The following is a 19105-nucleotide window of genomic DNA, read 5'->3' as shown; positions in this document are numbered from 1 at the left end:
CCGTGCTGGTCGTGCGCGGTATTCCGTGCGAGGCCGGGCGGCCGTCATCGTCCTGTCCTCCGACGGCCCCGTGCGCGTCTACGAGCGCATCTCCACGCTCAACGCCCTGTCCGGGGGACGCGCGGAGCTTACCGTCGGACGCGGCTCCTTCACCGAGTCCTTCCCGCTCTTCGGCTGCGACCTCTCGAAGTACGAGGGCCTCTTCGAGGAGAAGCTCGCCATGCTCGTGAGGCTCTGGCGCGAGCGCCCCGCCACCTGGGACGGCGACCTCGCCCAGTCGCTGCGCGAGCAGGAGCTGTATCCGCCGCTCGACGCCGCCGGCTCCGTCCCGCCCCTCGCCGTCGCCGTCGGCGGCTCTCCTCAGTCCGTCGTTCGCGCCGCCTACGACGACCTCGACCTGCGCCTGGCCGTCATCGGCGGCGCACCCGAGCGCTTCGTCCCCTTCGCGGACCTCTACCGACGCGCCCAGGACGAGTTCGGCCACGCCCAGGACAGCTCCATCGCCTTCCACAGCCCCGGCCTCGTCGCAGACACGGACGAGGAGGCCGCGGAGGCCTTCTACCCGCAGTACGCCGCCAACAACAACCGCGTCGGTGCCGAGCGCGGCTGGCCCCGCACGACCCGGGCGCGATTCAACGACGAGGTCGCCCACGGCGCCCTCTTCGTCGGCTCTCCCGAGACCGTCGCCCGCAAGGCCGCCGACGCGATGCTGGCGCTCGGCGCCGACACCTTCGACCTCAAGATCGGACTCGGCTCCCAGGAGGCGCAGCTGCGCTCCATCGAGCTGCTGGGGATTAGGGCGGCCCCGATGGTGCGCGAGATGGTCGACGACGCGGCCTGACAGCACCTCGCCCCCCCCCGCGTACGACGACGTCGGCCGGCCCCTACGGCGGAGACGGCCGACGTCATCGCGTCTAGGGCGTGGGCCTCACATCTCCTGGTAGCGGGCCCTGAGGACCGAGTACGCGCCGTAGAGGATGAAGCCGACGCCCGCTGCGCCCAGGAGGACGCTCCCAGCCGGGAGCCTGCTCATCTCGCGGAAGGCGGCGTCCATCCCGCGGACCTTGCCCGGGTCCGTGCTCACCGAGGCCCACACGAGCATCGCCCCGACGCCGGCGAGGGCGAGGCCCTTGGCGACGTAGCCGACGGCGCCTGTCAGCGTGATCGCCCGCCCGACCTGGGCGTCACCGCTGGGGGAGAGGCCCCGCTTGAAGCGCTGCGTGGTGCCGTTGTAGACGTGGTATGCGCCGACGCCGATGACGACGAGTCCGGCGACGACGACGAGGGCGCGACCGGCCCCAGAGCCGAGGAGGCCTGACGTGGCCGACTGCGTCTGGTCGCTCGAGCTCGAGCGGCTGCCGAGGGCGAACCGGGCGGCCGTCACCGCGAGCGCGAGGCAGACGACCCCCCCCTTGCCGGCCGACTTGACGATCGAGCCCCAGCGCTCAGCGCCGTCCCGCCTCGCACCGTCCCCGCCCGCCTCGCACCGTCCCCGACGACCGCGTCGAGCGGGTAGAAGACGGCGAGCGCGACCATCGCGACAGCTCCCAGACCGAGAACGACCGCTCCGCCTGGCGCCTGGGCCAGCTCGGCGAGTGCTCCCGACTGGTCCGCTGAGCCTCCCGCGCCCCCGCCGGAGCCTCTGGCGATGCTCAGGCTGACCCACCGGGGTGGTCACTCATCGGGCAAGCGTAGAGCGCGGAGCGGGACACGTCGGGGTGAGGGCCGGAGAGGCGTTGCCGGTGCCCGGGCCGCGCCTCCCGCGAGCCGTCCAGCACGACGTGGGCCGATCCCCGCGGGGGACCGGCCGACGTCACCGTGCCCGGCTGCGGCCGGGCGACCGGGCTCAGTCGAGCTGCTCGAACTTCCGGGTCCAGGCCGAGCGGATCGGGTTCGCGTCCGCGACCATCGCGTCGAAGCGCTCGTCGGCGATGTCGACGACCTCTCCGATGGCGGTGCGCGCCTCGCGGACGGGCGATGCTTCGACGCGCTTCCAGCCGGCGGACACGAGCCGCTCGCGGTCCGCGACCCTGGCGACGCACATGACGAGTGGACGACCGAACTTCTCGTGGTACGCGTCGGTGAGGGCCCGCAGTTCGGCCTCCTCGGCGTCGTTCATGTCGGCCAGGGCGAGGGATGCCGTGTCGAGCTGCGCCTGGCGGGCCGCTTCGTCCTGCTCGCGGCCGGAGGCCGGCACGAGGAGGTCGACGACGTCGTCGTAGCCGGCGATGAGCTCCTCCTGCTCGGCCGGGGAGGCGGCGAGGACCTCGTCCTCGAAGGCCTGGCGCAGGTCGGTGGTGGAGGCGAAGGGGCGGTGCTCCCAGACGCGCTCGGCCGGCCACCGCGCGCCCGCGTGGAGCCGCGAGAAGGTCTCGACGAAGGTGCCGCGGTCCATGGCGTTGACGTCCTCGACGCTCACGGCACGGCCGTCGACGAGGGCGACGTCGGTGCTCTCCTGGTGACCCACGTGGAAGAAGAGGAGGTTGAGGACGACGGCGGTGAGCGCACCGATCGTGACGCCGGAGCCGAAGATGATGGACAGCCAGGACGGCACCATCGAGGCGATGCCGGGCTGGAACGTGACGAGCAGCGCGAGGCCGATGGAGGTCGAGACGATGACCTCGTTGCGGGTGTCGTGCATGTTGACCTTGCCGAGCGTCTGGATGCCGACGACGGCGACCGAGGCGAACATCGCGAGCGAGGCCCCGCCGATGACGGGCGTGGGGATCGCGTCGACGACGGCGCCGGCCTTGGGCAGCAGCCCCAGCACGATCATGATCGCGCCCGCGACGGTGACGACCCAGCGTGAGCGCACGCGCGTGAGCCGCACGAGGCCGACGTTCTGCGCGAAGCAGGTGTACGGGAAGGAGTTGAGGACGCCGCCGAGCATGGTGGACAGGCCGTCCGCGCGCAGGGCGTTCGCGATGTGCCGCGGCGTGATGCGGCGTCCCACGACCTCGCCGGTGGCGAAGACGTCGCCGGTGGTCTCCACGGCGGTGACCGCCATGACGATGAGCATGGACACGATGCCGGTCACCGGGAAGGTCGGCAGGCCGAAGAAGAAGGGCGTCGTCACGCCGAAGGCGTGGGCCTGGGAGACGCCGGAGAAGTCCGCGTCCCCGAGCGCCCAGGCGACGACCGTCATGGTGACGAGTGAGACGAGCACCGAGATCGTCGCCATGAAGCCCTTGAAGACGCGCTGGACCAGGACGATGAGGGCGATCGTGCCCATCGCGTAGGCGAGACCCTTGAGGGTGAGCGCCGTGGCGTCCTGCCCGGCGGTGGCGTTCGTGCCCCAGGAGACGATGTCCGAGGCGGAGACGTTCATGAGGGTCGTGCCCATGACCGTGAGGAGCGTTCCGGTGACGACCGGCGGGAAGAAGCGCAGGAGGCGCGCGAACCACGGGGCGGCGATGAAGGTGGCCAGTCCCGCGGCGATGATCGAGCCGTACATGGCGGCCAGGCCCGCGGTGCCGCCGGAGCCGCCCGAGGCGGCCAGGCCGATCGCGATGAGCGGCGAGACGGCGGTGAAGGTGACTCCCTGGATGAGGGGCAGCCGGACGCCGATGTGCTTGCCGAGTCCGGCCGACTGGATGATCGAGGCGATGCCGCAAGTGAACAGGTCGGCGTTGATGAGGTGGACCGTCGTGATCCCGTCGAGCTTGAGCCCGGAGGCGATGACGAGGGGGACGACGACGGCGCCGGCGTAGAAGGCGAGGACGTGCTGGATGCCGAGGACGGTGAGGCGGCCGACCGGGGGGACGGCGTCGACGGGGTCCTTGGGGCGGTGCGTCGTCAGCGTGGCGCTCGACGGCACGGTCGATGAGGGGCCGGAGGCGTGGGCCGCGGTGGCGGCCGAGCCCGGGGTGTCCTGAGCCATGAGTGGTGCTCCTGGGGTCCGGGGACGGTGGAGGGGACCGGAGCATTCTGCGCTCGTGCGACGCGGGCGAACGAATCGCGCTGGTGGGGGGGCTCTGCGGCCGGACGGGCGACCCGCGCGAGGGCACGCCGGTGGAGGCGCCTTCTCGCGCTCCCGGAGCGAGGGTCGTGACGGGGCGTGTCGAGCGCGGGCGGCTCAGGAGCGCGCGGGGCGCGCGGCCTGGTGCCCGGAGTCCTCGACGAGCGCGGCCAGCGCTGCGTCGCGCTCGCGCAGGGCGCCGCGCAGATCCTCGACGTCGGCCCCTCGCAGCGCCTCGACGATCGCGGCGTGCGCGCGGGCGACGCGCTCGTCCGGAGGGACGAGGCGGACCGCCTCCGGGGGAGCGGTGCGCAGGGCGACCTCGGCGGCGGCCTGGGAGAGGCGTGCCAGGAGGGGCTCGTCCCCGAGGGGCGCGAGGAGCACCTCGTGGAAGCGGTGCGCGGTGGTGAGGAGGCAGCCGGTGGACGGAACGTCGCCCTCGGTGACGGCAGGCCTTCTGGGGGAGGTCCACCCTGGACCGCCCATGGAGGCGGCGGCCTCCTCGAGGGCGAGGAGGCCTCCTGCCGGCTGTGCGGCCCACGCGCGGACGAGCTCGGGGGCGAGCGCCTCGTCCAGGACGGTGCGGGTCGCCATGACCTCGCGCAGGCTGCTCAGGTCCTCGCCCGGGCTCAGGAGCCCCCGGAACACGAGGGACTCGACGGCCGGGCGCAGCGAGACCGAACCGACGAACATCCCGTGGCCGTGCCGGACCTCGACGATGTCGAGGGCCGCGAGCGTGCGGACGGCCTCGCGCACGCTCGAGCGCGAGACTCCCAGCTCCTCGCACAGCCGCGCCTCGGTCGGCAGGGGGTCGCCCGGGGCGAGGTGGTCGCGCAGGATGTAGGAGCGGATGGCGTTCTGCGCGGCCTGTGCCTGGGTGCGGGAGGCCGCGCCCGAGCCTCGGGCGGTGCGCATGACTGCCATTGTGACCGCCTACGGGCGTCGGCGGGGCCGAACGGGAGAGGCAACCCGGACGCCCTCCTTCCTCCGGAGGGACGGCGCCTCGCGTCGGCCGGTACTGACGCCCTTGAGCCGTGTCCGCGGCGCGCTGGGGCGGCTCCGCACGCGCCCCGATGCGTGTGTGGCGGGTGTGACTCAGGGTGCGAGATCTCGGGTGAAGACGAGGCGCCACGCCGGAGAAATCGCCGTCATATCTGACAAAACGGCCCGTTTGTGCATAGCGTTGCCGCCAGCGGCACCGAGCCAGAGGTGCCGACCCACGATCGAGAGGCAGATACATGTCCGTCAACCGCACCGAGCTCATCGCCGCCATCGCCGAGAAGGCCGGCCTCACCAAGACCGACGCCGACGCCTTCCTCGGCGCCTTCCAGGACGTCCTCGTCGAGTCCGTCGCCAAGGGCGAGGCCGTCAAGATCACGGGCCTCATGGGCGTTGAGCGCGTCGAGCGCGCCGCTCGCACCGGTCGCAACCCCCGCACGGGCGAGGAGATCCAGATCCCGGCCGGCTACGGCGTCAAGCTGACCGTCGGCTCCGTCCTCAAGAAGGCTGTCTCCTCCAAGTGAGTCGGGCCTGAGGGGCGCCGCTCCCCAATCGCCGCGAGGCGCGCCGTCCCGACCGGGACGGCGCGCCTCGCGCTGTCTCCGAGCCGGCACTGGGCACCATCGGGCCGTGAGCACTCCCTCCGTCCCGAGCCCGGCGCGCCCCGTGCGCTCCCTGCGTCGCGTCATCCTGGCCGTCGCCCTCGCGAACCTCCTCTACGGCCTGCTCGAGGCCGCCGTCGGACTGCGCATCGGCTCCGTCTCCCTCCTCGCCGACGCCGCCGACTTCGGCGAGGACGCGGCGATCAACCTGCTCGTCGCCCTCGCCCTGGGCTGGAGCGCCCAGCGGCGGAGCGTCACCGGGCGCGTCCTCGCCGTCATCGTCCTCGTCCCGGCCGCCGTCGCCGGGTGGGAGCTCATCGGCAAGCTCGGCGACCCCGTCGCTCCGGCCGCGGGCGCTCTCACCCTCACCGCGGTCGGTGCCGCGGTCGTCAACCTCGGTTGCGCCCTCGCTCTCGTGCGCGTGCGCTCGCGCGGGGGCTCGCTCACGGCGGCCGCCTGGTACGCCGCCCGCAACGACGTCCTCATCAACGTTCTCGTCGTCGTCGTCGGTGCCCTCACGGCGGCCACGGGCTCCGTCCTGCCCGACGCCGTCGCCGGCGCCCTCATGATCCTGCTCGGTCTCCACGCCGCCTGGGAGGTCTGGGAGGCCGCTGAGGGCGAGGAGGACGAGGAGGACGAGGAGGATTGCGCCGGCCGGGCCTGAGGGGCGCTGGCCGAGACGCGTCCGACGCGCGGACGACCCCTGTTCGTTCCCGGGGGTGAAGTGCGTCCGTGGCCCGGCTCATAGCCTCGCCCCATGAGCAAGATCCCTCCCGGCCCTGACCTCGTCGCCGGTACCGCCCTCGTCCACGGCGTCGACGTCTGGGCTGAGCCCACCCGGTCCAAGGCGCTCCTCGGCGTCCTGCCCGACGGCCTGAGCACCTCAGACCGACTCAGCGGCCTCGACCTCGTCGCCCACTCCGGGCGCCTGCGCGGCCTCGACCGCGAGACAGTTGCCCCGCGCGCCACCGAGCTCCTCCACGTCCTCGGCCTGTGGGACGCCGGCACCACGCTCGTCGCCGACTACTCCGCCGGCATGCGCAAGAAGGTCCACCTCGCCTGCGCCCTCGTCCACTCGCCCAGCGTCCTCGTCCTCGACGAGCCCTTCGAGGCCGTCGACCCGGTCTCCGCCCAGACGATCCAGGGGATCCTGCGGGACTTCGCAGGGGCGGGCGGAACCGTCATCATCTCCAGCCACGTCATGGCCACGGTGCAGCGCTTCTGCGGCCACGTCGCCATCATCAACCGCGGGATCGTCGTCGCCGCCGGCACGACGGCGCAGGTCGCCGACGGCGCCGCGACCTCGAGGACCGCTTCGCCCAGCTCGTGGGCGCCCCGACGGCGAGGGAGGGCCTGTCGTGGTTGCGACCCTCGTCCGACTGAGGCGGCGCCTCACCCTCAACGCCGTCACCCGCAGCCCGTGGATGATCGTCACCGCCGTCATCGGGGGCCTCTACGGCCTCGCGGTGCTGGTGTCCCCGTCAGCGGGGCCGCGGCGCTGGGAAGCCGCGCCTCCACCGAGGCGATCGCCACGGTGCTCGCAGCCGTCGGCGCGCTCGCCGTCCTCGCCTGGACGCTGCTGCCGCTTCTCCTCACGGGCCTCGACTCGGCCCTCGACCCACACGCCATGGCCGCGCGGACGGTGCCCTCGCGGGGCCTCGCCCGCGCTCTCGCCGTCGGCGCCGGAGCCGGCCTGCCCGGGATCCTCACCGGGCTGGGGACGCTGCTGCCCGCGCTCACGTGGGCGCTCGCGGGGCAGTCGGGCCCGGCGCTGCTCGCCGTGCTCATGGCCCCCGCCGCCCTCGCCACCTGCGTCCTGCTCAGCCGCGTCGTCGTCATCGGCGCCGGGCTGACGGGCTCCAGGCGCGGGCGCGACGGCGTCGCCGTCATCGGGGTCGTCCTCATGCTCGCCATGTCTATGGCCCCGAGCCTCGTCTCCACGGCCGCCGCCTCGGGCTACTTCGACGGCGCACGCCTCGCCACCGCGGGTCGGGTCGCGGGCCTCACGCCCTTCGGCTGGGCCCTGGCCGCACCCGGCTACCTCGCCCTCGGGGAGCCCGTGCTCGCGGTCCTCCTCGCCCTCGGAGCGATCGCGCTCCCGGCGGCGCTGCTGCCCCTGTGGGAGCGCGTCGTCGCCCGCGTCATGACGGGGCCGGCCCGGACGGCCGGCGGAGCGCGCGCCTACGCGGAGACCGTCGTGGCTGGCCCAGGGCCCGCCTCAATGGTCGGTCTGGACACGCTCCCGCCGAGTCAGCGCGCGGTCTCGCGCACGGGGTGCTGCCCTGGCACCGGTGCCTGACGCGGGTACTGCTTTCGCCCGCGGCCGCCGTCGCCGCCCGGTGCCTGCGCTACTGGCGGACCGACCCGCGCTACCTCACGCAGGCCGTGAGCGTCGTCGCCGTCGGGCTCGTCGTGGCGGTCTCGACGATGGCGGGACACAGGGCGAGCGGGGTCGAGGTGCCGGTCGGGCCCGCGGGGACCGGGTCTCCGGGCGCGGGTGTCCTTGCCGCGCTGCTGCTCATCGCGGTCATCGGCGGCTGGGCCATCCACGACGACCTCGGCATGGACTCCACCGCGCTCTGGCTCCACCTCAGCTCCGGGGCTCGTGGGAGGGACGACCGTCTCGGTCGTGCCGTCGCGCTCATGGCCTGGCAGGTGCCCCTCGTCCTCGCCGTCGGGCTCGGCCTGTCGGCGTGGTCAGGAGCCTGGTACGCCCTGCCCGCGGTGCTGGGACTGACGGCGGCCCTGGACGGGGCGGCGCTCGCCTGGTCGAGCGTCATGAGCGTCCTTCTGCCCTACGAGACGAACCCGCCGGGGGAGAGCCCGCTGCGCTCGCGGACCTCCGGGACCGCCTTCGTCGCAGTCCTCGTCCAGATGGCTGGGCTCCTCGTCGTCGTCGCGGCCGCCCTCCCCGCGGTCGCCGGGCTCATCGCTGGCGCGGTCACCGGGGCGTGGGGCTGGGGCTGGGTGCTCCTCGTCGGCGGCGTCGCCTGGGGCGCGGGACTGAGCTGTATCGGCGTCGTGCAGGGTGGGCGACTCCTCGACGCGCGCGGTGCGCGTGTGCTCGCCACGGTCCGCACATGGCCTGGCCACGAGCTCACCTGACGGGTGTTGTGATCGGAAGTGACGGGTGTGTCGCGAGAAACGCTCGTAAAAGTCACAGTCGCGATCGAAAATGAATGAAATCATGTAGAGGTGCGCAGAATATTGCTTCTACGTGGGTGCGACGCCTAGGCTCCGAGTAACCCGCCCGAGCGGGACCGAGCAGCAGGAGGTCCACCATGGAGATCGTCGTCCTCGACAGCCCGGAGCAGATCGCCCAGCGCGCGGCCGACCTCATCGAGGGCGTCCTCGCTGAGCGCCCCGACGCCGTTCTCGGGACAGCCACCGGCTCCAGCCCCCTGCCCCTCTACGAGGAGCTCGCCCGCCGGTGCTCCTCCGGCCGTCTCAGCCTCGCCCGCGTCACCGCCTTCATGCTCGACGAGTACGTCGGTCTGCCGGATGACCACTCCGAGCGCTACCACGCCTTCATGGAGCGCCACCTCCAGACGGTGACCGACCTGCCCGCGGAGAGCCTCCACGGACCCGAGGCGCCGGCTGGAGCCGACGCCGACGCCCTCGAAGTCGCGTGCCGCCGCTACGAGGACGCGATGGCCGCCGCCGGGTACTGCGACCTGCAGATCCTCGGCATCGGCTCCGACGGCCACATCGGCTTCAACGAGCCCGGCGGCCCGCTTGACTCGCGCACCCACGTAGGCGTGCTCGCCGAGTCCACCCGGCGCGACAACGCCCGCTTCTTCGAGGGCGACGTCGACGCCGTCCCGACTCGCTGCCTCACCCAGGGCCTCGCCACCATCATGGAGGCCCGCCGTCTCGTCCTCATCGCCACGGGCGAGGGCAAGGCCTCCGCCGTCGCCGCCATGGTCGACGGGCCCGTGAGCGAGGACCTCCCTGCGAGCGTCCTCCAGCAGCACGACGACGCCCTCATCCTCCTCGACCCCGCCGCTGCCAGCGGCCTGACAAGCTGCGGCCGGGTCGTCACCGCCGCCTGAGCGCCTGTCGGTCGGTCCGTGAACCGCCTCATCCCGCGCGACCCCGTCCAGCGTCTCCGGGGAGAGAGTCACCACAGGGGGCCGCCCGGGGAGTCGTCCGCGCCGGGACCTACACTGGCGCCCATGAGCGATCCCCTCGAGCAGCCACAGGACAGCGCCGACCCCGGCCCCCCCGGCGGCCCGAGCGAGCCGGGCAGCCCGCTCTCCGACCCGGCCACCGGCGCCTCCACCGGCACCGCGGTCCTCGAGCGCGAGGAGCTGCAGCCCACGGACGACGGCGACGCCGACCGCTTCGCCCACTACGTCCGCAAGGACAAGATCGCTGCCGCCGCGGCCACGGGACGCCCCGTCGTCGCTCTGTGCGGCAAGGTCTGGACCCCCGGGCGCGACCCGTCGAAGTACCCGGTCTGCCCCACCTGCAAGCAGATCTACAACGACATGCAGTCCGGCGGCGACGGCTCCAAGGGACCGCGCCGTCCCCGCTTCCCCTTCGGCCGAGGCGGTCAGTGAGCCCCGCGCGAGGCTCCCAGGCGTCCAGCAACCCGCACCAGCCCTCGATCTTCGCCGCGGAGAACCTCTCCCCGGCGTACCCGCAGCGTGCTGCCTGGGGCACGTCGCGTCCGCTGCGCGCCTGGCAGGCCGCCGCCCTCGAGAAGTACCTGGCGGAGGGGCCGCAGGACTTCCTCGCCGTCGCCACCCCCGGCGCCGGCAAGACGACCTTCGCTCTGCGCGTCGCCACCGAGCTCCTCTCCGCGGGCGAGGCCCACAAGGTCACCATCGTGTGCCCCACCGAGCACCTCAAGTACCAGTGGGCCGAGGCCGCTGCGCGCGTCGGCATCCACATCGACCCCAGCTACACCAACAGCCAGGGGGCGCTCGGCTCGCGCTTCGACGGTGTCGCCCTCACCTACGCGCAGGTCGCCGCCAACCCCAACCTCCACCGGGCCCGCACCGACCGCACCCGCACCCTCGTCATCCTCGACGAGATCCACCACGGCGGCGACGCCCTGTCCTGGGGCGACGCCATCCGCGAGGCCTTCACACCCGCCCGGCGACGCCTCGCGCTCACGGGGACGCCTTTCCGCTCGGACACCTCGCCCATCCCCTTCGTCCGCTACACGGAGGAGACGGGCGGCATCAAGCGCTCCAAGGCGGACTACTCCTACGGCTACTCCGACGCGCTGCGCGACGGCGTCGTCCGCCCCGTCATGTTCATGACCTACTCGGGTGAGATGCGCTGGCGCACCAAGGCCGGGGACGAGGTCGCCGCCCGGCTCGGCGAGCCCCTCACCAAGGACCTCGAGGCCCAGGCCTGGCGCACCGCGCTGGACCCGACGGGGGAGTGGATCCCCGCCGTCCTCGCCGCCGCCGACCAGCGTCTCACCGAGGTGCGCCGCCAGGTCCCCGACGCCGGCGGCCTCGTCATCGCCACCGACCAGACCAGGGCCCGCGCCTACGCCAAGCAGCTGCGAGCCATCACCGGCGAGTCGCCCACCGTCGTCCTGTCCGACGACTCGGGCGCCTCCAGCCGTATCGAGACCTTCTCGGAGTCCACCGACCGGTGGATGGTGGCCGTGCGCATGGTCTCCGAGGGCGTCGACGTGCCCCGCCTCGCCGTCGGCGTCTACGCGACGAGCACCTCCACCCCGCTGTTCTTCGCCCAGGCCGTCGGGCGCTTCGTGCGCTCCCGCGCCCGCGGCGAGACCGCCAGCGTCTTCCTGCCCACGGTCACGCCCCTCCTGGGCCTGGCCAATGAGATGGAGGTCGCCCGCGACCACGTCCTCGGCCGCCCCGCCTCCAACGAGGACGAGGTCTTCGGCTGGGCCGAGGACAGCCTCATCGAGCAGGCCAACAAGGAGGAGAAGGCCTCCGACGACCTCCTGGGCGGCTACGAGTCCATGGGCTCCACCGCTGAGTTCGACCGCGTCCTGTTCGACGGCGGCGAGTTCGGCACCGGCGCCATGGTCGGGAGCGTCGAGGAGCAGGAGTACCTCGGACTGCCGGGCCTGCTCGAGCCTGAGCAGGTGACCGCCCTCCTGCGCCAGCGCCAGGACAAGCAGATCGCCTCCCAGAAGCGCGAGGCCGCAGCCGCCAAGCAGCGCCGGGCCAACTCCGGCGTCGATGACGCCCGCCGCCGTCAGGCCGCCCGCAAGGAGCTCAGCCAGCTCGTCGCGGCCTGGGCGCGCCGGACCAACAAGCCCCACGGTGTCGTCCACAACGACCTGCGCCGCGTGTGCGGCGGCCCCGAGGTCGCCCAGGCCTCCACCGAGCAGATCGAGAAGCGCGTCCAGACGCTCCGCCGCTGGTTCGTCGGCAAGCGCTGAGCGCCTGGAACCGGTCCGGCTCGAGCACGACGTCGCCCGTCTCCCCACGTGGGGAGACGGGCGACGTCGTCGTGCTGGGAGGCCGTCGGCAGCCCGGGCCGCCGCGGAGGGACCCGTGGCGGTGGCTCAGCCCTGAAGCGTCTTGCGGCCGTCGAGGTCGAGGTGGCGCGTCGGGACGGCCGGCTCGCCCTCCGAGAGGCGCCAGGCGTCGTAGGGCAGCTCGGCGCGCGAGGCGCGGTGGCGCTCGGCGGCGGCCTTGAGGGCCTGCGGCCCACGGTGCTCCTCGACGATCTCGCCGTTCCTCACCAGGTCCACCTGGAGCGGGCGGGCACCGGCCTCCTCGAGCGCCGCGAGGGCCTCGCCCTCCTCCCGGGCGGAGACGACGAGCTCCTCGACGGCCGTGCCCCTGGCGTCCAGGACGCGTCCGGCCCACTTGCGCCCGCCGACGGTGGCCTTGCCGCCCGCGGAGAACTTGGCGACCTCCTGCATGACGCCGTCGTCGTCGACGCGCTCGACGAGCTTGTAGACGAGCGCCGCCGTGGGGCGACCGGAGCCGGTGACGAGCTTCGTGCCGACGCCGTAGGAGTCGACCGGGGCCGCTCCGAGCGCCGCGATGGCGTACTCGTCGAGGTCGTTGGTGACGGTGATCCTCGTGCTCGTGGCGCCCAGGTCGTCGAGCTGCTTGCGGGCCTTGAAGGCCTCGGCCACGAGGTCGCCGGAGTCGAGGCGGACCGCGCCGAGCTCGCCGCCGCCGTCGCGCGCGGCCTGGACGGCGCGGGTGATCCCGCGCTCGATGTTGTAGGTGTCGACGAGGATCGTCGTGCCCGGGCCGAGGGCCGCGACCTGCGCCGCGAAGGCCTCCGCCTCGGAGTCGTGCAGGAGCGTGAAGGAGTGGGCTGAGGTGCCCACCGTGGGGATGTCGTAGCGCATGCCGGCCTCGAGGTTCGAGGTCGAGGTGAAGCCGCCGACGACGGCGGCGCGGGCGGCGGCCACGGCGGCCTGCTCCTCGGCGCGGCGCGCGCCGAAGTCGGCGCAGGGTCGGCCGTGGGCGGCGATCGTCATGCGGGAGGCGGCCGAGGCGACGGCGCAGTCGTAGTTGAAGATCGACAGCGCGACGGTCTCCAGGATGCATGCCTCCGCGAAGGTGCCCTCGACCGTGAGGAGCGGCGAGCCGGAGAAGTAGCACTCGCCCTCGGCGTAGCCGCGGACGTTCCCGCTGAAGCGGTAGTCGCGCAGGTAGTCCAGGGTCGTGTCGTCGACGACGTGGGTGCGGTGGAGGAAGTCGATCTGCTCCGGGGTGAAGGTGAAGGCCTCGATGGCGTCCAGGAGCCGGCCCGTGCCGGCGACGACGCCGAAGCGCCGCGAGGCGGGCAGTGAGCGGCCGAAGAGCTCAAAGACGCTGCGCCGCTCGGCGCGGCCCGAGCGCAGGGCGCCCTGGAGCATCGTGAGCTCGTACATGTCCGTCAGCAGCGAGGTGCTCGGTGACGGGGTGGCGGACGGGGCGGGGGCCGGGCGGCTTGTCATGACAGTGACCCTAGCGTGCGGACGCGCCCCGGAGGGTGGGCGCGGCCCGCACACTCTGGCCCGCACGGGGACGCGGCTCCGGCCTGCGCTCTCCGGTCCGCGCCTCCGCCGGATACCGGGGGCACGAGCCGGGTGACCCGGTGGCGTGCGCGGGATCTCGCATCGGGCGTCCCAGTGACGGCGAGTCCCACCTCACGGCGCCGTTGCCGTCCTGTGACCCGCGGGGCCCCTCCCGTCCGTCGTCATGGAGGGGAGCGCCGCTAGCCTTGCCCCATGCCTCCCCGGACCCCTGTCGCCGAACCCGTCACCCAGCGGGACCAGCGCCTCGACCTCGCGCGGGAGTGGTGCACCGTCGTTCACGACGACCCGGTCAACACCATGGACTACGTCGTGTGGGTCTTCCACACCTACTTCGGCTTCCCCCTTCCTCTCGCCGAGCGGCGCATGATGGAGGTCCACACGGCCGATCGCGCCGTCGTCTCCCGCGGCGCCCGTGAGCGCATGGAGGTCGACGTCACCGCCATGCACTCCTACGGCCTGCGCGCCACCATCGAGCCCGTCGCCGCCGAGGGCGCGGCCGACGAGGCTGCCTGATGCGGGGCTTCGTCCCCGTCCCCGACGGCTGGACCTCCGGGCTGGAGGCCTGGGAGCGCGAGTTCATCGCCGGGCTGCTCGACCAGGTCGGCGGTGTTCTCGCCAGCGCCGGGAGCCCCGTCGAGAGTGACGCGAGGGCGGAGCGCGGCGGGCATGACGCTACCGACTGGGGGAGCAGCACGACCGAAGGTGCCGGGCGGCCCGCTCTCGCCGTCGCCCGGGACGGCGAGAGCGCCGAGGACGCCGCCGTGCTCGCCTCGCTCGACTTCGCCGCGCCCGACCCCGAGGACGCCGGGCCGGCCGCGGCCCGCTCACTGGCCGGCGGCGTCCCGGCCTCCCTGGCACCGCTCCTCGAGGTGCTCCTGCCGGACGCCTCCGAGGACCCCGACGTCGCGGTGGAGGTCGTCGGCATGACCCGCGGCCACCTTCGAGCCCTCAAGCACGAGCGGCTCGAGGGCGTCGTCGCCGAGCTCCTCGAGCCGACCGGCGAGGCCGGCTCCGTCCTCGTGCGCCGCGGTGAGGAGGGGAGCTGGCTCGGCGCCCTCAACGACGCCCGCCTCGTGCTCGCGGAGCGGCTCGGCATCGAGGACGCCGAGGACGCCGACGACGTCCACGCCCTCGCCTACGAGGACGCGCCGGAGGGGGAGGACGAGGACACGCGCTGGCGCCGCGGGCTGGCCCTCGCCTACGACATGATCACCTGGTGGCAGGAATCACTGGTGGCCGTCCTCCTCCACCCGGAGGCCCGCTCATAGTCTGGGGCGCGTGAATGACGCGCCCATCGGTATGTTCGACTCAGGAGTCGGCGGCCTGACGGTGGCGCGCGCGGTCATGGACCAGCTCCCCGGCGAGCAGATCCTCTACATCGGGGACACCGCCCACAGCCCCTACGGGCCGCGCTCCATCTCCGACGTCCGCAGCCTCGCCCTCGGCATCATGGACGAGCTCGTCGACGCCGGCGTCAAGATGCTCGTCATCGCCTGCAACACCGCCTCCGCCGCTGTGCTGCACGACGCCCGCCGCCGCTACACCGAGGAGCGCGGCGTCCCCGTCATCGAGGTCATCCACCCCGCTGCACGCGCCGCCGCCCGTGTCACCCGCAACGGGCGCATCGGCCTCATCGCCACCCAGGGCACCGTGCGCTCGCGCGCGTACTCGGACGCCCTCGAGGCCGTCCCCGACGTCCAGCTCTTCTCCGAGGCCTGCCCGCGCTTCGTCGAGCTCGCCGAGCGCGGGATCACCACCGGCCCCGAGGTCATGGCCACCGCCGAGGAGTACCTGGCTCCCATGCGCGACTTCGACGTCGACACCCTCATCCTGGGGTGCACCCACTACCCGCTGCTCATCGGCCCCATCTCCTACGTCATGGGGGAGGACGTCACCCTCGTCACCTCCAGCGAGGAGACCGCCAAGGACGTCTACCGCGAGCTCGCCCGCCGCGACGTCCTGCGCGACCCCGAGGCGCCCGCGCCCCGCCACGAGTTCCGCTCCACCGGGGACCCCGAGTCCTTCGCGGTGCTCGCCCGCCGATTCCTGGGCCCCGAGGTCGGGCGCGTCTCCCGTGCCGACCTCGTGCCCGGCTCGACCCACATGGTCTTCTCCTCCGACGCGCCCGCCCCGGCCCGCCTCGTCGCCGACCGGGACGGCGCGCTCGGCGGCGGCGCACCCGCCGCGAGCCCGTCCCAGGCCGCGTCGACCGCGTCCGAGACCCCCGACCTCCCCGACCCCGTCCCACCCTCCTGATCCCCGAGGAGATCCATGAAGCTCACCGTCATCGGCTGCACCGGCTCCATGTCAGGGCCCGAGTCCTCCGCGTCCAGCTACCTCGTGCAGGCGCGCGGGACCGACGCCGACGGCTTCGAGCGCACCTGGTCCGTCGTCCTCGACCTCGGCCCGGGCTCGATGGGGCAGATGCTGAACCACGTCGACCCGCGCGACCTCGACGCCCTGGCGATCTCCCACTGCCACGCCGACCACATGGTCGATCTCGTCGGCATGCACGTGTTCCGCCGCTGGTACCCCGAGGGCGCTCTCGGGCCGGTCCTCACCCTGGGCCCGTCCGAGCTGCTGCCGCGCCTCAACGGCGTCGACGGCACCCCGGCGTCGGAGACCTACTCGACCGAGTTCACCTTCCGCACCGCCGTGCCGGGGGAGAGCGTCCAGGTCGGTCCCATGACGATCACGCCCTTCGAGGCGGTCCACCCCGTCGAGGCCTACGGCTACCGCGTCGAGGGCCCCAGCGAGGAGGCCGGCGAGGACGGCTCGCCGCGCACGGTGTCGCTGGCCTTCACCGGGGACACGGACCTGTGCCCCGGCATCGAGGCCATGGCCGACGGCGTCGACCTCCTCCTGTCCGAGGCGGCCTTCGTCGAGGGGCGCGACACCCTGCGCGGCATGCACCTCACCGGCAAGCGCGCCGGCGAGCTGGCGGCCGGCACGAGCGGCGAGGGCGGCCGCGCCCCCGCCGGTGCTCTCGTCCTCACCCACATCCAGCCCTGGACCGAGCACGACGTGCCGCTCGCCGAGGCGGCGCAGGTCTACGACGGCCCGCTCGAGGCCGCGACGGCCGGCGCCTCCTGGGAGATCTGAGGTCCCGGTTCGCGGGGCGGCGGCGCTCGTAGGCTCAGCGCTGTGAAGGAGCCGATCAGCTGGACGCCCGCCGTGCCCGACGGGCCGGACCGCCCGTGGACGCGCGGGAGGCGGACGCGCTGGTGGCTCGTCGTCCCGGCCGACGTCGTCGCCGTCGTCCTGGTCGCGGTGCTCGTCGCCGCGTCGGGGCACGACATGTCCGTCGCCGGAGGCCTCGGACGGGACGGGCTGGGCTCGCTCGTGTGGGGCTGGCTCGTGGCCTGGGGCTTCACGCGACGCGACGGGGACCACCTGGAGTCGCCGGTGCCCGAGGGGGTCGTCGTGCTCGTGGTCGTGTGCGCGCTGTGGCTGGCGCGTCGGGCGTTCCTGCTCGGCGCGGCGGTGGCGCTGCACGAGGCGGCCCCGCTGGTCGTCGGTGGAGCGATCGCGCTGCTGGGCTGGCGCTGGCTCTACGGCTTCGCGAAGGCGCAGGAGTCGCTCACGCCCCGCGGCATCCAGCGCCGTCTCGCCGAGCAGGCGCAGAACGTCGAGATCGGGACATCTGAACCGCGAGATCGGGACACCTGAGCCCTGATCCCAGCCGACGGAACGCCCCACCGCTCAATTCGGTCGTGTGGCGCGCTGAGTTCGGTCAGAAGACGGGGCGGTCGGGCTGACCTCGTCGAACGCGCACCTTTCGCGCCGAGGTCGGTACTGCGAGCACCGCGATCGACGCGAAAGGTACGTGTTCGACGCGGGTGCTGGTGCCAGGCCGGCCAGGGTCGTGCGCCGGTCGCGCACCGGCCCCAGGCCCAGGGCTACTGCGCCGCGATCTCTCGGAGCGCGGCGACGTGCCCCTCGAAGGCGGCGAGGCCGGCAGGCGTGAGCGACACCCAGACGATGTCCTTGCCGCGCATCGAGCCGTAGTCGCGGTGGCGCGCCACGTAGCCCGCCTCCTCGAGGGCGCTCAGCTGCTTCGACAGCGCGGAGTCCGAGAGCCCGACGGCGTCGCGCAGGGCGCTGAATCGCATCTCGCCGCCGTTGGGGAGCCGGCCGCCGTCGCTCAGCGCGTGCACCGAGCGCAGGACGGCGCAGATCCGCAGCCGGTTGACCGGGTGGATGACGGGATCAAGCATCGGCGTCCGTCCGGGACCAGCGCAGGCAGAACCAGACGTGGACTGCCGCGGCGAGGCCGGCAAGGCACGCGAGCACGGGCTTGTGCGGCACCTCGAGGTTCATGAGGGTCGGAGCGATGAAGATCCACACGAAGTGGCTCTGCGAGAGCCACCGGCGCGATCCGCTCGGCAGCTCCGCGAGGCGCCGCCGGGTCCCACGCGGACGGCCGAAGTGGATGTCGACGAGGACCTGCACCGGGATACCGACGAGGAGGACGAGAAGGAGGCCCCACCAGCTCTGCATGACGAGCGCGGTCATGGTGAGGCCGTACACCGCGGGAGCGATGAGGGTGGCCCACGCAGGAGGGTGCCAGTGCGCGTACCGGGCCTCGACCTCGTCGAGGACGGCGAGGTCGGCGCGGGCGCTGTTCGGTGTCACTTGTTCAGCGGCGTCAGCTTCCACCGCGATCACTGTCCTTTCATATGCGGAAAGTGTCTGCTTTCCGGAGCGGAAAGTAAAGGGGGTGGCGCCGACCGGGGCGAGCGATGAACGCCGTCGAGCTCGTAGCTTGCGATCTGAGACCACCAGCAAGGGCGGTGGTCTCGAGACGGAAGGTACGAGCTCGACGTGAAGAGGTGGCGGGGTGAGAAGGACGGTGACCCTTCGTCTCGGGCCCGCTGCCGTCAGCGTGCGAGGAGCTCGGCGAGCACCGGCGCCAGGTCGCGGAAGGCCTGGCCGCGGTGCGAGATCGCGTTCTTCTCCTCCGCGCTCATCTGCGACGTCGTCCGGCCTGCGGCGCCGGCCTCGTCCTCCTGGACGGGGACGAAGATCGGGTCGTAGCCGAAGCCGCCCTCCCCGATCGGCGCACGCAGCAGCCGGCCCTCCATGGAGCGCTCGATGACGGTCGGCTCCTCGGCGCCCGGCACGACGAGCACCGCGGCGCAGGTGAATCGCGCCGTACGGTGCGGGTCTGCGACGTCGGAGACCTGGTTCAGGAGCAGGTCGAGGTTCGCCTGGTCATCGCCGTGGTGCCCGCACCAGCGCGCCGAGAAGATCCCCGGCGCACCCCCGAGGACGTCGACGCACAGGCCGGAGTCGTCCGCGACGGCGGGCAGGCCGGTCGCCTCGGCGAGCGCGCGCGCCTTGATGAGGGCGTTCTCGGCGAAGGTGAGTCCGTCCTCGACCGGCTCCGGCGTGCCGAGCGCGGCCGCGGAGATGATCGCCTCCGGCTCGAGCCCGGGCACGAGCGGCGTGAGGATGGCGCGCAGCTCGGAGAGCTTGCCGGGGTTGTGGGTCGCCAGGACCAGCCGGGCGCCGTCGGGCACCGCGGCCCGGTCAGCGGACGTCGTCGTGCTCATGCTCGCCGCC

Annotated in this window: 21 protein-coding genes and 1 pseudogene; 14 read left to right on the top strand and 8 right to left on the bottom strand. The window is 73.3% G+C overall.

Annotation, left to right across the window (positions count from 1 at the left end):
* Positions 1–25 precede the first annotated feature (25 nt).
* The gene (locus IXW69_RS03130) at positions 26–841 is read left to right on the top strand and encodes an LLM class flavin-dependent oxidoreductase (protein WP_194784919.1); all 816 of its coding nucleotides are present in this window, start codon (positions 26–28) and stop codon (positions 839–841) included.
* Between the two features lie 87 nt (positions 842–928).
* Here IXW69_RS03130 and IXW69_RS11980 read toward each other — a convergent pair whose 3' ends face one another.
* The 4 genes from IXW69_RS11980 to IXW69_RS11860 all read right to left on the bottom strand — a co-directional run bounded on the left by IXW69_RS11980 (position 929) and on the right by IXW69_RS11860 (position 4873).
* Complete coding sequence (locus IXW69_RS11980) at positions 929–1432, bottom strand: DUF1206 domain-containing protein (protein ID WP_407646520.1); 504 nt, start codon at positions 1430–1432, stop codon at positions 929–931.
* Positions 1381–1650: a DUF1206 domain-containing protein gene (locus IXW69_RS12165; protein WP_407646519.1), complete on the bottom strand. Its 270-nt coding sequence runs from the start codon at positions 1648–1650 to the stop codon at positions 1381–1383. Before IXW69_RS12165 ends, IXW69_RS11980 begins: the two co-directional genes overlap by 52 nt.
* A gap of 196 nt (positions 1651–1846) precedes the next feature.
* A complete protein-coding gene (locus IXW69_RS03115; protein ID WP_194784917.1) occupies positions 1847–3880 on the bottom strand; it encodes a solute carrier family 23 protein in 2034 nt (677 codons plus the stop codon).
* Positions 3881–4075: 195 nt separating this feature from the next.
* The gene (locus IXW69_RS11860) at positions 4076–4873 is read right to left on the bottom strand and encodes a FadR/GntR family transcriptional regulator (RefSeq protein ID WP_267240538.1); all 798 of its coding nucleotides are present in this window, start codon (positions 4871–4873) and stop codon (positions 4076–4078) included.
* 323 nt (positions 4874–5196) lie between these two features.
* On the opposite strand from IXW69_RS11860, the gene IXW69_RS03105 reads away from it, so the two are divergent.
* From IXW69_RS03105 to IXW69_RS03075, 8 genes and pseudogenes are all read left to right on the top strand, one after another.
* Positions 5197–5481: an HU family DNA-binding protein gene (locus IXW69_RS03105; RefSeq protein ID WP_194784915.1), complete on the top strand. Its 285-nt coding sequence runs from the start codon at positions 5197–5199 to the stop codon at positions 5479–5481.
* A 106-nt stretch (positions 5482–5587) separates the two neighbouring features.
* Positions 5588–6223, top strand: a complete 636-nt coding sequence (locus IXW69_RS03100) for a cation transporter (RefSeq protein ID WP_323745142.1) — start codon at positions 5588–5590, stop codon at positions 6221–6223.
* A gap of 126 nt (positions 6224–6349) precedes the next feature.
* Positions 6350–6942 (top strand): annotated as a pseudogene (locus IXW69_RS03095) (ABC transporter ATP-binding protein); the annotation flags it as partial.
* Positions 6943–7093: 151 nt separating this feature from the next.
* Positions 7094–7858, top strand: a complete 765-nt coding sequence (locus IXW69_RS11500; protein WP_228524608.1) for a hypothetical protein — start codon at positions 7094–7096, stop codon at positions 7856–7858.
* A gap of 86 nt (positions 7859–7944) precedes the next feature.
* The gene (locus tag IXW69_RS11495) at positions 7945–8664 is read left to right on the top strand and encodes a hypothetical protein (RefSeq protein ID WP_228524607.1); all 720 of its coding nucleotides are present in this window, start codon (positions 7945–7947) and stop codon (positions 8662–8664) included.
* Positions 8665–8840: 176 nt separating this feature from the next.
* Positions 8841–9611 carry a glucosamine-6-phosphate deaminase gene (nagB, locus tag IXW69_RS03085; RefSeq protein WP_194784914.1) on the top strand — a complete coding sequence of 257 codons (771 nt, stop codon included), beginning with the start codon at positions 8841–8843 and terminating at the stop codon, positions 9609–9611.
* A gap of 123 nt (positions 9612–9734) precedes the next feature.
* The gene (locus tag IXW69_RS03080) at positions 9735–10121 is read left to right on the top strand and encodes a DUF3039 domain-containing protein (protein WP_194784913.1); all 387 of its coding nucleotides are present in this window, start codon (positions 9735–9737) and stop codon (positions 10119–10121) included.
* Positions 10118–11935 (top strand): DEAD/DEAH box helicase, encoded by a 1818-nt coding sequence (locus tag IXW69_RS03075; RefSeq protein WP_194784912.1) that lies wholly within the window; start codon positions 10118–10120, stop codon positions 11933–11935. Before IXW69_RS03080 ends, IXW69_RS03075 begins: the two co-directional genes overlap by 4 nt.
* A gap of 126 nt (positions 11936–12061) precedes the next feature.
* Here the strand turns inward: IXW69_RS03075 and IXW69_RS03070 are convergent, their stop codons facing one another.
* Positions 12062–13459: a nicotinate phosphoribosyltransferase gene (locus tag IXW69_RS03070; RefSeq protein WP_194784911.1), complete on the bottom strand. Its 1398-nt coding sequence runs from the start codon at positions 13457–13459 to the stop codon at positions 12062–12064.
* A 273-nt stretch (positions 13460–13732) separates the two neighbouring features.
* On the opposite strand from IXW69_RS03070, the gene clpS reads away from it, so the two are divergent.
* The 5 genes from clpS to IXW69_RS03045 are packed head-to-tail and all read left to right on the top strand — an operon-like array spanning position 13733 to position 17209.
* A complete protein-coding gene (gene clpS, locus IXW69_RS03065; RefSeq protein WP_194784910.1) occupies positions 13733–14053 on the top strand; it encodes an ATP-dependent Clp protease adapter ClpS in 321 nt (106 codons plus the stop codon).
* Positions 14053–14808 (top strand): DUF2017 family protein, encoded by a 756-nt coding sequence (locus IXW69_RS03060; RefSeq protein ID WP_194784909.1) that lies wholly within the window; start codon positions 14053–14055, stop codon positions 14806–14808. Before clpS ends, IXW69_RS03060 begins: the two co-directional genes overlap by 1 nt.
* Before the next feature lie 31 nt (positions 14809–14839).
* Positions 14840–15796, top strand: coding sequence for a glutamate racemase (murI, locus tag IXW69_RS03055; RefSeq protein ID WP_228524651.1), 957 nt, complete (start codon positions 14840–14842; stop codon positions 15794–15796).
* A gap of 15 nt (positions 15797–15811) precedes the next feature.
* Positions 15812–16642: an MBL fold metallo-hydrolase gene (locus IXW69_RS03050; protein ID WP_194784907.1), complete on the top strand. Its 831-nt coding sequence runs from the start codon at positions 15812–15814 to the stop codon at positions 16640–16642.
* A 42-nt stretch (positions 16643–16684) separates the two neighbouring features.
* Positions 16685–17209, top strand: coding sequence for a DUF3054 domain-containing protein (locus IXW69_RS03045; RefSeq protein ID WP_194784906.1), 525 nt, complete (start codon positions 16685–16687; stop codon positions 17207–17209).
* Positions 17210–17439: 230 nt separating this feature from the next.
* Here the strand turns inward: IXW69_RS03045 and IXW69_RS03040 are convergent, their stop codons facing one another.
* From IXW69_RS03040 to rdgB, 3 genes are all read right to left on the bottom strand, one after another.
* Positions 17440–17757 (bottom strand): transcriptional regulator, encoded by a 318-nt coding sequence (locus IXW69_RS03040; protein WP_194784905.1) that lies wholly within the window; start codon positions 17755–17757, stop codon positions 17440–17442.
* Positions 17750–18175, bottom strand: coding sequence for a hypothetical protein (locus tag IXW69_RS03035; protein WP_194784904.1), 426 nt, complete (start codon positions 18173–18175; stop codon positions 17750–17752). The genes IXW69_RS03040 and IXW69_RS03035 overlap by 8 nt, the downstream gene beginning before the upstream one ends.
* 245 nt (positions 18176–18420) lie before the next feature.
* Positions 18421–19095 (bottom strand): RdgB/HAM1 family non-canonical purine NTP pyrophosphatase, encoded by a 675-nt coding sequence (gene rdgB, locus IXW69_RS03030; protein WP_194784903.1) that lies wholly within the window; start codon positions 19093–19095, stop codon positions 18421–18423.
* Between the last annotated feature and the right edge of the window lie 10 nt (positions 19096–19105).

It is taken from the genome of Actinomyces haliotis (genome assembly GCF_015355765.1).
GTDB lineage: Bacteria > Actinomycetota > Actinomycetes > Actinomycetales > Actinomycetaceae > Actinomyces > Actinomyces haliotis.
Note: the sequence above shows the minus strand (reverse complement) of the source record. Positions and strands in the feature narration are given on the sequence as shown.

Excerpts from the sequence above, each read along its gene's own strand:
- murI (WP_228524651.1), top strand. The coding sequence starts at position 14,840 with ATGTTCGACTCAGGAGTCGGCGGCCTGACGGTGGCGCGCGCGGTCATG.
- IXW69_RS03060 (WP_194784909.1), top strand. The coding sequence starts at position 14,053 with ATGCGGGGCTTCGTCCCCGTCCCCGACGGCTGGACCTCCGGGCTGGAG.
- clpS (WP_194784910.1), top strand. The coding sequence starts at position 13,733 with ATGCCTCCCCGGACCCCTGTCGCCGAACCCGTCACCCAGCGGGACCAG.
- IXW69_RS03115 (WP_194784917.1), bottom strand. The coding sequence starts at position 3,880 with ATGGCTCAGGACACCCCGGGCTCGGCCGCCACCGCGGCCCACGCCTCC.
- IXW69_RS03050 (WP_194784907.1), top strand. The coding sequence starts at position 15,812 with ATGAAGCTCACCGTCATCGGCTGCACCGGCTCCATGTCAGGGCCCGAG.
- IXW69_RS03070 (WP_194784911.1), bottom strand. The coding sequence starts at position 13,459 with ATGACAAGCCGCCCGGCCCCCGCCCCGTCCGCCACCCCGTCACCGAGC.
- nagB (WP_194784914.1), top strand. The coding sequence starts at position 8,841 with ATGGAGATCGTCGTCCTCGACAGCCCGGAGCAGATCGCCCAGCGCGCG.
- IXW69_RS11860 (WP_267240538.1), bottom strand. The coding sequence starts at position 4,873 with ATGCGCACCGCCCGAGGCTCGGGCGCGGCCTCCCGCACCCAGGCACAG.
- IXW69_RS03040 (WP_194784905.1), bottom strand. The coding sequence starts at position 17,757 with ATGCTTGATCCCGTCATCCACCCGGTCAACCGGCTGCGGATCTGCGCC.
- rdgB (WP_194784903.1), bottom strand. The coding sequence starts at position 19,095 with ATGAGCACGACGACGTCCGCTGACCGGGCCGCGGTGCCCGACGGCGCC.
- IXW69_RS03105 (WP_194784915.1), top strand. The coding sequence starts at position 5,197 with ATGTCCGTCAACCGCACCGAGCTCATCGCCGCCATCGCCGAGAAGGCC.
- IXW69_RS03080 (WP_194784913.1), top strand. The coding sequence starts at position 9,735 with ATGAGCGATCCCCTCGAGCAGCCACAGGACAGCGCCGACCCCGGCCCC.